Origin of the sequence: Chryseobacterium sp. c4a, from assembly GCF_009900745.1 — a bacterium.
Lineage (GTDB): Bacteria > Bacteroidota > Bacteroidia > Flavobacteriales > Weeksellaceae > Chryseobacterium.
In genome coordinates this window covers 88341-102384 of record NZ_WXVU01000001.1, presented here as the reverse complement: position 1 = coordinate 102384, position 14044 = coordinate 88341, and the positions used below count along the sequence as shown (strand labels likewise).

Genomic DNA, 14044 nt, shown 5'->3' with positions numbered 1-14044 from the left:
CTCAAAAATACAAATCTGTATCGTAGCAAGCCTTAGCAATTGGCAATAAAATTAATCAGAAGTTTTTTTATCTATAAAACCTGCAAAAATCTTATCTTTGCCAACGTAAAAAAGAGGTTCTACCCTGAACCTTAAACATTGAACTTTAAACAAATAATTATGTTTCGATCACACACGAACGGAGAACTATCTCTGAAAAATCTGAATGAAGAAGTTACACTATCTGGATGGGTACAGACTATCCGTGATAAAGGATTTATGATTTGGGTAGATCTTCGAGATCGTTACGGAATTACCCAGCTGGTATTTGACCAGGAGCGTTCTTCTGCACAATTGATGGAAGAGGCTAAAAAATTAGGCCGTGAATTTGTGATTCAGGCTACCGGAAAAGTAATTGAGAGAGTAAGTAAAAATCCTAATATTCCTACAGGAGAAATTGAGATTTTGGTTGAAAAATTAACCATCTTAAACGACTCTCAGCTTCCTCCTTTCACCATTGAAGATGAAACTGACGGTGGAGAAGAATTAAGAATGAAATACCGCTACCTGGATATCAGAAGAAATCCGGTAAAAGATAAATTGATCTTCCGTCACAAAATGGCTCAAAAAGTAAGAAACTACTTGTCTGATGAAGGTTTCATTGAAGTGGAAACTCCTGTTTTGATCAAATCTACCCCGGAAGGAGCAAGAGACTTCGTTGTACCAAGCAGAATGAACCCTGGACAGTTTTATGCATTGCCACAGTCTCCACAAACTTTCAAACAGCTTTTGATGGTAGGTGGAATGGATAAATATTTCCAGATTGTAAAATGTTTCCGTGATGAGGATTTAAGAGCAGACAGACAGCCGGAATTTACACAGATCGACTGTGAGATGGCGTTTGTAGAGCAAGAGGATGTAATGAATGTTTTTGAAGGAATGACTAAAACTCTTATCAAAGACATCACAGGCCAGGAATTCGGTGAGTTCCCAAGAATGACGTTTGCTGATGCGATGAGAAAATACGGAAATGACAAACCGGATATCCGTTTCGGGATGGAATTCGTAGAGCTTAACGAACTTGTAAAAGGAAAAGACTTTAAAATATTTGATGAAGCTGAATTGGTTGTCGGAATCAATGTAGAAGGATGTGCAGATTATACAAGAAAGCAGATTGACGAGCTTGTGGATTGGGTAAAACGTCCACAGATCGGAGCTTCAGGTATGGTTTGGGCTAAATTCCAGAATGACGGAGTGAAAACTTCATCGGTAAACAAATTCTACAACGAAGAAGACTTAGCGAAGATCATTGAAAAATTCGGAGCAAAAGAAGGGGACTTAATGTTAATTCTTTCCGGAAACGAAAACAAGGTAAGAGCTCAGCTTTCTGCATTGAGAATGGAACTTGGTAACCGTTTAGGATTAAGAAAAGGAAACGTATTTGCACCACTTTGGGTTGTTGACTTCCCTCTATTGGAATGGGATGAAGATACTGAAAGATACCACGCAATGCACCACCCTTTCACGTCTCCAAAACCAGAAGATATTCATTTATTGGAAACTGATCCTGGAAAAGCAAGAGCCAACGCTTATGATATGGTTCTTAACGGAAACGAAATCGGAGGTGGATCTATCAGAATTTTCGACAGAGATCTTCAATCTAAAATGTTTGACCTATTAGGATTCTCAAAAGAAGAAGCGGAAGCTCAGTTTGGATTCTTAATGAACGCGTTTAAGTACGGAGCACCGCCACATGGAGGTTTAGCATTCGGATTTGACCGTCTGGTAGCGATCCTTGATGGTAATGAAGTAATCAGAGATTATATCGCATTCCCTAAGAACAATTCAGGACGTGATGTGATGATTGATGCACCAGCATCTATTGCGGATGCACAGCTCGATGAACTAGAGTTAAAATTAGATTTAAAAGCATAAATTTAAAGCGGGGTATTTGCCCCGCTTTTTTATTATGAAAAAACTCAGTTTATTAATTTTATTGACCTTGCTGATTTATTCCTGCAATTCCTTTGAGAAAAAGGATTTAGCAGGTGAATGGATTATTAAAATTAATAATGACGAATCATTGGAAGATGTAGAACTCACTATGCCCTTTATTCATGATCTACCCATATTGATTTTTGAAGAAAATGATACCTATGTCTGCAAAAATGGATTTTTCAAGTTTGACCGGGACTCAATCCGATATTATGGAGAAAAGACTCAATTCAAAATAAAAGGTGATTCATTACTTATTTTTAGTCCTGTTACAAAAAAAATTTGACTCACAAAAAATTGTGGAACTAAGCAAGAATAAGATAGTTTTAGAGACTAAGAAAAAAAATTTAATAACCTTAATTCCTTTTAAAAGCAAGACCTATGAGAAAATGAATCCACCAATTGATAAAATTGTTGTTTCAAAGTCTCCCTGCTATGGTTCTTGTCCTTCTAATTCGACGGTTATAGACAATAAAGGCAATTTTTTATTTTACGGAGACTCACACAATCTCAAAAATGGTTTTTTCAGTTCGAAAGTTTCCTCTCAAATTACAAAAGAGATTTTTAATGAATTAAAATATGTTGATTTTCATGCTTTAAAGCCGAAATATTCAAGTAATTGGACAGATATGGCTTCCTCCACTATTACTTTTATTTCAAAAGGAAAAATTATAAAAACGGTATATGATTATGGTGGCGAATCTCCTTTTGAACTGAGGAGATTGATCAGAAATATCAGCTATCTTTATCAGAATATTTCTCTACAGACTTTGAAAACTGATCCTATTTCTGTTTACGATTTTACATCTGGGACACAAACTATTGATTTAAAGGAATCTGAAATATTTCATTTATTCAGTGAGCTATTAAAAGCAAAAACAATCAGTTCATATTCCGGAAACCTTCCTTTTACAGGAAAATATCTCCTTCCTGTTCCCACCAATGAAGATTATAAAAACCTCTATTTATATAGACGCAGCATCAATACTGATGGTAAGATATTTAAAATTCAATTAGAAGATAAAACCTTCAAAATGATTGATCTGGGTTATAATTTCTTTAATGACAACCATTTGATCAGAGTTAAAAATGATAGTATAAGAAGACCTTATTAACCTTTTCAAATAAGTTTACTTTACATTAATGAGAGAAAAACGAAAACTCAAAATTTGGGAAATCCCTATTACTATTGCCGGCTTAGTAGGGCTATTTATGTTCATGCACGGGATGGGTGGAAAAATAAAAGGAACACACAGAACAGAATCTTTTAAAGTTGAATACTTTATGGGTGGGCTTTCTATTTTGGCGCTTGTCTATTTTTATATTTTTACAAAAGGCAGCAATGAAGAGGAAGAAGGATTTTCTTTAAAGGATTTCAATAGAAACCTCATCGTTGATGACATTAAAAGATATAAGATCTACGGCACGATAGATCTCAGTAGGACTGTAATAGAAAGTTTCGTTTTTGGAGTGGGAAAAACCCAGAATGATTATGTAAATATCTTTTATAACAAAAATGATATTGAATTTGTAAAGACCAAAATAACTGTTGAATATATCAATGATAATGCTCCAATACTCTTCACCGCTTACACCAATATTGACAAAATAACTTTAAAAGAAATTATTGACAAGCATTCATCCACCAGAATCTATTTTGATAAATACATTCCCAGCCATTATTATATTGATCTGGAATTCTTACAGAACTGTGAAATACAAAATAAAAGCGGGAAATAATCCCGCTTTACCTTTATATCAACTTACTTCATTTTCAAAATCTCTTCTCTTCCCGGCCCTGTAGAAAGGTAAGTTACCGGAACTCCCGCTTCCTGTTCCAAAAAGGATAGAAAGTTCATCAATTCTTCCGGAAGTGCTGACGGATCTGTAATCACTGAGAAATCAGCATTCCATCCATCTAACCACTTGAATACTGGCTTAGCATTTTCAGGAAGTGTACCTGCGGTAATTTCAACCGTTCCATCTTCCAATTCGTAATGAGTACAAACTGCCACTGATTTCAATCCACTTAAAACATCTGCTTTAGTCAGAACCAATTGGGTAACCCCATTAATCATGACCGCGTATCGTAAAGCAGGAAGATCTAGCCAACCAGTTCTTCTTGGTCGTCCTGTATTGGAACCAAACTCATTTCCTTTTATTCTGATTTCTTCACCCATTTCATCAAAAAGCTCCGTTGGAAATATCCCGTTCCCTACTCTTGTACAGTATGCTTTGGTAATACCATAGATCTCACCGATCTTTTTCGGAGAAATCCCCAATCCGCTGCAAGCTCCTGACGCAATCGTGGAAGAAGAAGTTACATAAGGATAAGTGCCGTGATCAATATCTAATAATGTTGCCTGCGACCCTTCTCCTAATATTGTTTTTCCTTCTGTCAAAGATTTATTAAGGAACAGTTCTGTTTCTGTACAGTTAAATTGCTTTAGAAACTCTACTGCTTCAAAAAACTCTTTGCTAATCTCTTCCAAAGATGGTAAAACCATATCTTCACCAGCCAAAAAGCTGTAATCTCTTTCTAAAATACGTTCTACTCTCTCTTTAAAATCAGGAGCATACATATCTCCAATTCGTACGTTTTGTCTTAAAATTTTATTGGAATACGCCTGAGCAATTCCATTTTTTGTTGTTCCAATAGTTGTATAAGCTGGGCTTTCTTCCATGAAAACGTCCATCAGCTTGTAGGTAGGTAATACAAAATGAGCCTTTTTAGAAATAATCAGGTTTTTCTCCGGCTGAAGAGTTTCGTCAAATTTCTTTAGATTAAGAATTTCATTTTTAAAACTTATAGGATCTAGAACAGTTCCTGTTCCGATAACGTTTTGTACTCCCTGCATAAAAATACCTGAAGGAATCATTTTAAGCGTGATTCTCTTTCCGTTTCTTTCAATGCTATGTCCAGCATTCGAGCCTCCATTGAAACGAGCTGCAATATCATAATTTTCACTGATAAGATCAATAAACTTTCCTTTTCCCTCATCTCCCCATTGAAGTCCTAATACAATATCCATATAATTATTTTTTATTGGACAAAACTATGACAGTTTGAAAGAGAGGCCATTGCCATTTGGCAAAAACGTGTTTTGTAGGAATTTATAATACAAATATCTAGGAATCCAATCCGTTTTTTTTGTATTGAATAGGTTTTGGCTAAAGCCAATGGAATTTTTATGATATGATAAAACGGGCTAAAGCCCGTTCCTATTGAATGGACACTTCGTATGTAAAGTTTATTCAGTTGAAAAAGAATAAGATCATTGATATTAGATCTTGATCTTTAAAACCCTATTTTATATTTTACTATAAGAGCAGCACGTTACTCATTGATCGTTCTCCTGATTCTGCTCAACGATGAAGGGGTTACTCCTAAATAAGAAGCCAACATCGATTGTGGAACTCTGTTGGCAAGCCCCGGATAATGATTTAGAAAATGAATATACCGTGATTTTGCATCCTGGTTAAGCATAATGCTCGCTACTTTAAGTTTATTTTCCGCGACAAACCCATGAATTCTTGCAAACAGCACCGGCCAAATTGCAATCTTTTCCTCTAATATTTTAAAATGGTTAAGATCAATAACAAGTAATACAGCATCTGTAATTGCCTCTATATATTCGTGAGCGGGAAGCTGATCTGTAAATCCCTGAAAGTCTCCAATAAAACGACCTTCATAGATAAAATATCGGGTAAAATCATCACCCTCTTTATTGTAATACAAAGACCGGAATACCCCTTCTTTTACAAAAGCAATTTTTTGGCTCACCTTACCTGCTTCTACGAAAATCTCTCCTTTCTTCACAGAGGTTTCCTGAATTCCTTCTGTAATCAGAAGTTCATCCTGTGCATTCAGTAATCCAAATTTTTTGATGTAATTAAAAAGTTCTTCCATATTATATTTATCCACAGATTGCGGAAATATAAAGGTATAAAAGTAGAATGTAAAAACAATTGTCATTTGACAAAAAACGAAATTAACCTGATCAAGATTCCTGGGTTGTCAGAAAATATTGATTAATTTCTATATTTTTACGCTCAAAACTTTAGCCAATGAATGAATCTATAAAACTAGAACTTCCTTTTAATGAAAATAGGGAGCGAGAACATCAAAAATTTTTCTTTCAGTATAGCTGGAAAAAAGGGTTTACAGAACTTAAAAAAGCAATATTTTATGCTTTGTTATTTCTGTCACTTGGTTTTTCCCGTTTAAATTTCATTCAAAATAATCCCGCTTCCACTGTTTTTAAATATGCTGGTGTTATTTTTATTGGTTATATTTTCTTACTTCTATATCAATATTTTGCACGTAAAAAGACGTTTTATGAATCTTTGGAAGCACAGATCAATGATTTTAAACAAAAAGATGAAAAAGCCAGTTTTATAATTCTTAATAAAGATAATATTACTATTGAGAATTCATTGAGTACAATAGGTAGTATCTGGAGCAAAACCAGCTATAAACTCGTTGACAAATACCTTATTCTGAGTAGTATCAACAGCAATATCAATTTTGTTTTTTCGGAAAAAGACTTTAAGGAAAATGATTATAAAACATTCACAAGTTTCCTTGAACAATACTCAAAGAAAGAAAAGTAAAGGGTATCATCTTATAATAAAAACTCCTGCATCGCTTTGAATACAGGAGTTTTTTATAATTTTTAAATCATAGCAGAGAACTATTTGTTGTAAACATGCACATCTCTCTGTGGAAAAGGAATACCAATTCCGGCCTGATCTAAGGCTTCTTTACAATCGATGATAAGTTCTTCATTCAGTTTCCAGAAGTTTTCAGTTAATGCACTTACTCTAACTGATAAATTGATGGCACTATCGCCGAGTGTTGTTACCATTACCTGCGGAGCTGGATCTGTAAGCGCATATTGATTCTTAATAATGACTCCCATTAAAACCTCTTTAGTCTTTTTAAGATCTGCATCATAAGCTACTCCAATATCCAATGATGTTCTTCTAGTTCCTAACTGAGTAAAGTTGGTAATGCTATTATTAGAAACAACTCCATTAGGAATAATAATCAATTGATTTTGTGGTGTAATCAGTTTTGTATGGAAAATATCGATGGCCTGTACTGTTCCGGAAACCCCTGTGCTTGTAGAGATAAAGTCTCCGATTTTAAAAGGTTTTAACAGCAAAATAAGAATACCACCTGCGAAATTCGTCAATGATCCCTGTAATGCCAAACCTACCGCTAAACCTGCAGCACCAATCATGGCTACAAAAGCTGAAGTTTGCACTCCTAATTGGGTTACCACTACAATAAAGAGAAGAATATTAAGTCCCCAATTGATAATATTAAGCAGGAAGTGCTGTAAAGAAGCTTCCATATTACGTTTTTTGAAACCTTTTGCCACCAATTTCTTAATCATTCTGATCATCCATGATCCGATCAGATAAATCAATAATGCAGAGACCACTGCCGTAAAGATTCTCGGAGCCCATGAAATGGCTGAGGTTATTAAGGTGTCCCAATGCTTTTGAATGTTGTTCAATTGTAAATCGTCCATTTTTTATACTACTTATTTTTATATATCATTATAGGTATTCCTTCCTGTTTTACAAGATTTTAAAAATGAATTCTGAATAGAAAGTCTTGTTTTTTCAAAAAAAAAAAAATTAACCTTAACTCTTTGGAAGTTAAAATCAATAGTTAAATGTTTTTACAATAGATTGACAGCAGAACAGATTGTTTCCGCTTACTCAATGATCATTTTAGAAATTGAATCTTGCCAGGAAGAATAATTCGGGAGTATCATTACAAAAAAAATACCGAAGTCTCTTTTCAGGGAAAAAATCTTCCTTAAAATAAATTTTGAACAGTAAAAATTAAAGAATTAAGGCAATTTTGCAGCCAGGCTTTCTGGTAAAAGTCTCAGAATATGATAAATAATCTTCCATTTAAAGTTAGGAACAATAGTAAAGGAATTACCTGCATTAACAATAAACTTTGCTACATAATCCGGCTCCATGATCAAAGATTCATTCAGTTCTAACCCTTCATTGATCTTCGTTCTGATGTATCCTATCACCAAAACATTGACTTTTATTTTTCTGGAAGCTAATTCCTGTCTTAATCCCGCCAGATATTGGGTGAATGCAGCCTTCGTGCTTCCGTAGACAAAATTACTTTTTCTGCCTCTCACTCCGGATAAGGAAGATAGACCGATGATTCTTTCCAGGTTTTTATTGCTTTCATCCATCGCAATCATGTTGAGAATAGAAACTCCACCCATATAATTAACTTCCATCATTTGTTTAGCTCCTTTAAAGTCTCTCAAAGCCTTTTGATTATCCACCAGAAAACCTGCCGAATATACAGCAATATGAGGTTTTACAGCAAGATCATTATAAAACTGTTGGTGAGAATCAAAATCTGCGGCATCGAAATACAGCACGGTTACTCTTTTTGGATCCAGATTGTTTGAAATGATAAACTCTTCAAGGGATTTTGTATTTCTGGAAGCAGCCATTACAGAAAATCCTTTTTCAAGGTATTGGATCATGCATTGTTTTGCTACGTCTGAATTGGCTCCTAAAATGAGAACGGTTTTGCCTGTGTTTTGATTCATGAGACAAAGATAATTTTTTATTAAACATTAATTTCACTAATGTTTTCACTTAATTACAAAGAAAACCGTATAAAAAAGCTGCGGCGGGTGAACAAAGTTCACCCGCCGCAGCTAACTATTTTCAGACTGAATTAGATTATTTCTTTTCTTCAGTTTCAATTTCTTTTTTATCTGCTGGTTTTTCAGCTGTTTTTGCTTTATCTCCGAAACGGTTTTCCGTCATTTCTCTGGAAACAGCAGCTTTTTCAAACTTCAGTTTTCCTGATAATGTTTCAATAACAAACCCGTCATCCTGAACCTGAGCAATTCTTCCGTGAAGACCAGAAGTAAGGACTACTCTAGTTCCTACTTTAAGGGTTTCCTGAAAGTTTTTTTCCTGTTTCTGCTTCTTCATCTGAGGTCTGATCATCAGGAAATAAAACCCTACAAACATCGCACCCATCATGATCAGCATCATCGATGAAGAACCTTGTGGCTGCGCCTGTAAAAATAATGTCAACATATTTTTTTAATTATGGTTGAATGTCCGCTGTGAACGTTAATTTGATTGGAGCTTTTTCTACGTTTGCATAAACATCTGCATACTTCTGAACGTTTCCATCAAAGTTTGAAGAGTCAAAATGCAATGTAATTTTTCCTTTTTTACCCGGCATGATAGGCTCTTTTGTAAAATCAGGAGCTGTACATCCACATCCAGGCTTTACTTCAGAAATCACTAATGGATTTTTTCCTGTATTGGTTACTTCATACACATGCTCTACTTTATCTCCTTTTTTGATTTTTCCAAAGTTGAAGTTACTTTCAGATAAAGCGATAGAAGTAGATGGTTCTTTAGAAACAGGGGCAGCAGGAGCTTCTCCTGTTACAGAGGCAGCAGCAGAATCAGGAGTTGCCGGAGTTCCTACAGCTGCAGAATCAGTAGCCACAGCTTCAGGGCTTTGCGTTTCTTTGTTTTCTTTTTTACAAGAAACTAATCCAAAGCCTATAATTGACAAGGCGATAATTGATAACGTCTTTTTCATTTTATATTCTATTTTGATCTTTACAATATTTATCTAAAATACCATTAATGAAAATATTTGAACGATCTGTTGCAAACACTTTTGCGATCTCGATATATTCATTAATAATAACTCTTGAAGGCGTGAAGGCGAAGTTATCAAGTTCAGCAATAGCTGTTGACAAGATCACTTTGTCCATTAGGGAAATTCTTTCCAAATCCCAGTTTTCTAATCTTTCTTCCAGCTTTTTCTCATTGTTTTCCCAATTGTTTAGGGTATCTTTCAATAATTTAGCTGCGAAAGTTTTATCATCTTCATCTTTAATCATTTTGATCAAAGTTCTGCTTTCTTCATCTTCTCTTAGGAATCCGATTGTTTTTTGAACCATAGAATTCGCGATATGGATATCGTCGTACCATGAAAGTTCTTTATCTCCCAGATAATCATGGAAATCATCATTTTCAGCAATATATCTTAAAAATAATTTCCCGATAAACTTCTGATCTTCTTCAAAAGTAAATCCTTCTTCTTTCATGAAATCCTGATAACGTTTTCCTGCAGTAATTCTTTGGAAAGTTTTCACCAATAGATCATCATGCATATCCCACTTCAGCTGCTTGTGCTGACCTGTGAAGAATAATCTCTCTGGATTTTCTTCCAGTTTAAGCAATACTTGGTTGTTGATGAATTTTTGGTTAGGATTAATATCAGCATCGGTTTTAAGAAATTTATTCTTACCAATTTCAATTTGATGCTCAGCTAATTCTTTTAGACCTACTAAAAAATTAAGCTGATAGATATAGAGATAATAGATTTTCTCTATTCCAGCGAACATGTTCTTCTCTAAAACATCAAATTTCACAGGGTTCTGATAGTATGAATACACAGCCTGTACTACTTTTTCACGGATTTGTCGTCTTCCTAACATTCAAAGAGCTTTTTAATGAGTGCAAAGATACAAAATTTAAAATTGATGGAATTCGTAGTCTGATGACATTTTTGTAATTTTGTAAAACTATATGAAAGCGCTAAAAACCTTAAACCCTTATTTTTGGAAACATAAGATACTTTTGTTTTGGGGGGTATTATTCATCATTGCCAGTAATTTTTTCAATATATATAAAGTTCAGTTTGTAGGAAAATCTGTAGACGAACTTACCAAAGGCGGAAATCTTGGTTTCAATCAGCAGGTACTTATCTATGTTGGAATTATTGTAGGATGTTCACTTTTAACCGGATTCTTCACTTTTATGATGCGACAAACAATCATCGTTGCTTCCAGAAGAATTGAATACGAGCTAAAGAATAAAATTTACAGACACTATCAGGATTTATCTTTAACGGATTATAAACAGACTACCATCGGAGACCTGATGAACAGGTTAAGTGAAGATGTAGTAGCCGTAAGAATGTACCTTGGGCCAGGCGTAATGTATGTCGCCAACCTTATTGTTCTTGTTCTGATTACAGCTATTTATATGGTAAAAACGGATGCTTCCATGACTTTATGGACTTTATTGCCACTTCCGATTTTATCTTTTGCCATCTATAAAGTAAGCTCCATTATCAATAAAAAGTCGAAGATCATGCAGAAAAGCCAATCTGCAATTTCCACTTTTGTACAGGACAGCTTTTCAGGGATCCGTGTGGTGAAATTTTTCGCAAGAGAAAAATACATTGAAAAAAACTACGGAATTAAAGTTACCGATTATCAGAATAAGGCTTTGGATCTTGCCAAAACAGAAGCTTACTTCTTTACCATCATTCTGTTTGTTATCGGCTTACTGAATGTTGCCATTATCTGGATCGGAGGAACAAAATACATTGCAGGAGAATTAAGCATTGGTAAGATTGCTGATTTCTTCATGTATATTAATACTTTGATTTTCCCTTTCTCTATGGTAGGATGGGTAACTTCTGTGAATCAAAGAGCTGAGGCTTCTATGCAAAGAATCAATGAATTCATGGATAAAAGGTCTGAGATCGTCAATACCAACTTTGAGAAGTATCCTATTCAAGGAGATATAGAATTCAGAAATGTATCGTATGTTTATCCTAATACAGGAATTAAAGCGCTGGAGAATTTAAGCTTTAAAATTAAAGCCGGAGAATCCTTAGCCATTATGGGAAAAACCGGAAGTGGAAAATCTACCATTGCCCTTCTTTTATGCAGACTGATAGACCCTACTGAAGGAGAAATCCTGATTGATGGTAAAAATCTGAAAGAGCATAATCTGGAGAATTATCGAAACTTCATCGGATATATTCCTCAGGAGAGTTATTTATTCTCAGATTCTATTGAAAATAATATCGGATTTGCCATTGATCATCCATCGCATGAAAAAGTAATTGAGTATGCTCAGATTGCAGATGTTCACAAAAATATTGTTGAGTTTAAGGAGCAATATAAAACACTTGTTGGTGAACGCGGGGTCATGCTTTCGGGAGGACAAAAGCAAAGAATTTGTATTGCCAGAGCCCTGATTAAAGACCCAAATATCATAATTTTTGATGATTCTTTGTCTGCTTTAGACACCGAAACAGAGCAGAATATCCTTGAAAATATTGATCGAAAAATCAGTAATGCGACATCCATAATTATCACACACAGAGAGTCTAGCGCTCAAAAAGCAGACCAAATCATCAACCTAACCGAAATTGCTAATTCTGTAACCGCATAGCGGTTTCGTTCCTAATTGTTAAATAAATCATAAAAAAAATTTTGTGATTAAAAGAATTCTTTTATATTTGTTCTTAACAAGATTAAAAAATATCTAACAATGAGTGAATACAAGGAACGCCATGAAAATGAGATTTTCACGAAGGTGTTAAAAGCAGGGAGAAGAACTTATTTCTTTGATGTGCGCGAGACGAAAGCAGGAGATTATTATCTTACAATTACAGAGAGTAAGAAGAATTTCGGAGAGAATGGGGAAGCTACATTCGAGAAGCATAAAATTTACCTTTACAAGGAAGATTTTAAGAGTTTTCAGGAGATGTTTAATGAGTCCACAGATTTCATCATTAATGAAAAGGGTGAGGATGTAATTTCAGAAAAACATGACAAAGATTTCAAAAGCAGATCTTATACAATAGACTCTGACGACGAAGTTTAAAAAAAGAATATCTAAAAACACAAGCATCTGAAAAAGATGCTTTTTTTATGCCCTGAAGTTGGCTTATGGCTTATGGCTTATGGCTTATGGCTTATGGCAAAATTATTGAAAAATATAATTAGGGAAAGGAATATCCGTGTAGAGACTTGTATTTCAAAAAAATCTTAATTGAAACCTAACAGGTTTTTAAAACCTGTTAGGTTTAGAGTTGCATCGCCTTTGCTATTAATTTATCTATAGCTTTTGAATTGCTACAAAAGCACCTTCCCTAGATTTATTTTTGCCTTCCTATAATAATCAGCCCTGCAATCATAGCTAGAATAATCATTATTGTAAAAATGATCTTAATACTGGAAAGTGGTTTTTTCCCATCAATTTTACCGGTCTGCCCATTAATCATATAAAAATAAGATTTCCCTTTAAAAAGATAATGGCAATACCATATTGGAAGAACCATATGTTTATAGGTCTCATTAAAATATGTCGTCTGTATAGACAACCCTCTGTAGGTATCTTCTTTTAAAAGATTGATACACACATCTCGGATTTTGGCATCTATATGCTGATGAAAAAAATTGTAGGCCTGAGCAAGATCTCCATCGTAAGCTTTAGCACTCCAGCCCAATAAATATTCCGGATTAAAAGGTTTCAGTTTATTCATATCAAAAGGATAGATTGTCTCCACCGTTGCCTGATCAAACTCTTTCGATCCGGACAGCAGCATATCATTAAAAAACTGTTGGGTAGATCCCGACTTATAGTGCCACCGTATTCTTTTTTCCTTTTTTACCTTCTGTTTTCCGTTATAATCTTTATATTCTACTTCTACATAGTAATAAGTTCCGGCTTCTCCAGACCATGCACTTTCGGTATGGGAATCCAATGTCCAGAACGGAACATAGCATCCTTCCATTCTATCATTGAGAGCCTGTCTCTTGAGAGCAGAATCATTCCAGAAGCCTTTACCAATCCATTCCTGAAAAATACCCAATGCTTCTTCTTTTGAAATCTCAAAAGGGATTACAGATCCCGGAGTGATAGGTTTTGATCTATATCCGTCTGTATTAATGATATTATTTTTACAGTACTGGCATTCGAAGAAAGCAATATTCTCTGTACTTATATTATCTTTTCCACATTTTGAACAGCGGAAAGTAACTTCTTTCAGCTCAGTAGCAGGTAATTTTGATGCATCTAAAAACGCGTTGATTTGTTGTTCTGAAATCACCTTATTGCTCACAGTAATAGGAACAATCGTTTTACAATGTAAACACTTAAGACTTTGAAGCTCCGAATCAAAATTGAGTTCCGAGTTGCAGTTAGGACACGGATACTCCACTATATTTGCCAT

The 14044-nt window shown here is 34.7% G+C and carries 15 protein-coding genes; 7 read left to right on the top strand and 8 right to left on the bottom strand.

Annotation, left to right across the window (positions count from 1 at the left end; all coding sequences use genetic code 11):
- Positions 1 to 159 precede the first annotated feature (159 nt).
- From aspS to GTR01_RS00450, 4 genes are all read left to right on the top strand, one after another.
- Positions 160 to 1914, top strand: coding sequence for an aspartate--tRNA ligase (gene aspS / locus GTR01_RS00465; protein WP_160135929.1), 1755 nt, complete (start codon positions 160 to 162; stop codon positions 1912 to 1914).
- 34 nt (positions 1915 to 1948) lie between these two features.
- Positions 1949 to 2260: a hypothetical protein gene (locus GTR01_RS00460; RefSeq protein ID WP_160135928.1), complete on the top strand. Its 312-nt coding sequence runs from the start codon at positions 1949 to 1951 to the stop codon at positions 2258 to 2260.
- A gap of 103 nt (positions 2261 to 2363) precedes the next feature.
- Positions 2364 to 3089 (top strand): DUF6438 domain-containing protein, encoded by a 726-nt coding sequence (locus GTR01_RS00455; RefSeq protein ID WP_160135927.1) that lies wholly within the window; start codon positions 2364 to 2366, stop codon positions 3087 to 3089.
- Between the two features lie 28 nt (positions 3090 to 3117).
- Positions 3118 to 3714 (top strand): hypothetical protein, encoded by a 597-nt coding sequence (locus tag GTR01_RS00450; protein ID WP_160135926.1) that lies wholly within the window; start codon positions 3118 to 3120, stop codon positions 3712 to 3714.
- Between the two features lie 23 nt (positions 3715 to 3737).
- Here the strand turns inward: GTR01_RS00450 and GTR01_RS00445 are convergent, their stop codons facing one another.
- Both GTR01_RS00445 and GTR01_RS00440 read right to left on the bottom strand, forming a co-directional pair.
- Positions 3738 to 5006, bottom strand: coding sequence for an adenylosuccinate synthase (locus GTR01_RS00445; protein WP_160135925.1), 1269 nt, complete (start codon positions 5004 to 5006; stop codon positions 3738 to 3740).
- A gap of 305 nt (positions 5007 to 5311) precedes the next feature.
- A complete protein-coding gene (locus GTR01_RS00440; RefSeq protein WP_160135924.1) occupies positions 5312 to 5884 on the bottom strand; it encodes a Crp/Fnr family transcriptional regulator in 573 nt (190 codons plus the stop codon).
- Positions 5885 to 6042: 158 nt separating this feature from the next.
- Here GTR01_RS00440 and GTR01_RS00435 point away from each other — a divergent pair, with 158 nt between their 5' ends.
- Complete coding sequence (locus GTR01_RS00435) at positions 6043 to 6588, top strand: hypothetical protein (RefSeq protein ID WP_160135923.1); 546 nt, start codon at positions 6043 to 6045, stop codon at positions 6586 to 6588.
- Positions 6589 to 6668: 80 nt separating this feature from the next.
- Here GTR01_RS00435 and GTR01_RS00430 read toward each other — a convergent pair whose 3' ends face one another.
- The 5 genes from GTR01_RS00430 to GTR01_RS00410 form a co-directional block, all read right to left on the bottom strand.
- A complete protein-coding gene (locus tag GTR01_RS00430; protein ID WP_160135922.1) occupies positions 6669 to 7514 on the bottom strand; it encodes a mechanosensitive ion channel family protein in 846 nt (281 codons plus the stop codon).
- Positions 7515 to 7841: 327 nt separating this feature from the next.
- Positions 7842 to 8576, bottom strand: coding sequence for an SDR family NAD(P)-dependent oxidoreductase (locus GTR01_RS00425; RefSeq protein WP_160135921.1), 735 nt, complete (start codon positions 8574 to 8576; stop codon positions 7842 to 7844).
- A 136-nt stretch (positions 8577 to 8712) separates the two neighbouring features.
- The gene (gene yajC / locus GTR01_RS00420; protein WP_160135920.1) at positions 8713 to 9078 is read right to left on the bottom strand and encodes a preprotein translocase subunit YajC; all 366 of its coding nucleotides are present in this window, start codon (positions 9076 to 9078) and stop codon (positions 8713 to 8715) included.
- 10 nt (positions 9079 to 9088) lie between these two features.
- Complete coding sequence (locus tag GTR01_RS00415; RefSeq protein ID WP_160135919.1) at positions 9089 to 9598, bottom strand: DUF1573 domain-containing protein; 510 nt, start codon at positions 9596 to 9598, stop codon at positions 9089 to 9091.
- Between the two features lies 1 nt (position 9599).
- A complete protein-coding gene (locus GTR01_RS00410) occupies positions 9600 to 10505 on the bottom strand; it encodes a transcription antitermination protein NusB (protein ID WP_160135918.1) in 906 nt (301 codons plus the stop codon).
- Positions 10506 to 10596: 91 nt separating this feature from the next.
- Here GTR01_RS00410 and GTR01_RS00405 point away from each other — a divergent pair, with 91 nt between their 5' ends.
- Both GTR01_RS00405 and GTR01_RS00400 read left to right on the top strand, forming a co-directional pair.
- Positions 10597 to 12258 (top strand): ABC transporter ATP-binding protein, encoded by a 1662-nt coding sequence (locus tag GTR01_RS00405; protein WP_160135917.1) that lies wholly within the window; start codon positions 10597 to 10599, stop codon positions 12256 to 12258.
- Positions 12259 to 12357: 99 nt separating this feature from the next.
- Complete coding sequence (locus GTR01_RS00400) at positions 12358 to 12693, top strand: DUF3276 family protein (RefSeq protein WP_002976288.1); 336 nt, start codon at positions 12358 to 12360, stop codon at positions 12691 to 12693.
- A 274-nt stretch (positions 12694 to 12967) separates the two neighbouring features.
- Here GTR01_RS00400 and GTR01_RS00395 read toward each other — a convergent pair whose 3' ends face one another.
- On the bottom strand, positions 12968 to 14044 hold the full coding sequence (locus GTR01_RS00395) for a hypothetical protein (protein WP_160135916.1): 1077 nt from the start codon (positions 14042 to 14044) through the stop codon (positions 12968 to 12970).

Coding starts and splice junctions, on each gene's coding strand:
- GTR01_RS00460 (WP_160135928.1), top strand. CDS start 1,949: ATGAAAAAACTCAGTTTATTAATTTTATTGACCTTGCTGATTTATTCC.
- GTR01_RS00395 (WP_160135916.1), bottom strand. CDS start 14,044: ATGGCAAATATAGTGGAGTATCCGTGTCCTAACTGCAACTCGGAACTC.
- GTR01_RS00425 (WP_160135921.1), bottom strand. CDS start 8,576: ATGAATCAAAACACAGGCAAAACCGTTCTCATTTTAGGAGCCAATTCA.
- GTR01_RS00415 (WP_160135919.1), bottom strand. CDS start 9,598: ATGAAAAAGACGTTATCAATTATCGCCTTGTCAATTATAGGCTTTGGA.
- yajC (WP_160135920.1), bottom strand. CDS start 9,078: ATGTTGACATTATTTTTACAGGCGCAGCCACAAGGTTCTTCATCGATG.
- GTR01_RS00435 (WP_160135923.1), top strand. CDS start 6,043: ATGAATGAATCTATAAAACTAGAACTTCCTTTTAATGAAAATAGGGAG.
- GTR01_RS00405 (WP_160135917.1), top strand. CDS start 10,597: ATGAAAGCGCTAAAAACCTTAAACCCTTATTTTTGGAAACATAAGATA.
- GTR01_RS00430 (WP_160135922.1), bottom strand. CDS start 7,514: ATGGACGATTTACAATTGAACAACATTCAAAAGCATTGGGACACCTTA.
- aspS (WP_160135929.1), top strand. CDS start 160: ATGTTTCGATCACACACGAACGGAGAACTATCTCTGAAAAATCTGAAT.
- GTR01_RS00400 (WP_002976288.1), top strand. CDS start 12,358: ATGAGTGAATACAAGGAACGCCATGAAAATGAGATTTTCACGAAGGTG.
- GTR01_RS00445 (WP_160135925.1), bottom strand. CDS start 5,006: ATGGATATTGTATTAGGACTTCAATGGGGAGATGAGGGAAAAGGAAAG.
- GTR01_RS00455 (WP_160135927.1), top strand. CDS start 2,364: ATGAATCCACCAATTGATAAAATTGTTGTTTCAAAGTCTCCCTGCTAT.
- GTR01_RS00410 (WP_160135918.1), bottom strand. CDS start 10,505: ATGTTAGGAAGACGACAAATCCGTGAAAAAGTAGTACAGGCTGTGTAT.
- GTR01_RS00450 (WP_160135926.1), top strand. CDS start 3,118: ATGAGAGAAAAACGAAAACTCAAAATTTGGGAAATCCCTATTACTATT.
- GTR01_RS00440 (WP_160135924.1), bottom strand. CDS start 5,884: ATGGAAGAACTTTTTAATTACATCAAAAAATTTGGATTACTGAATGCA.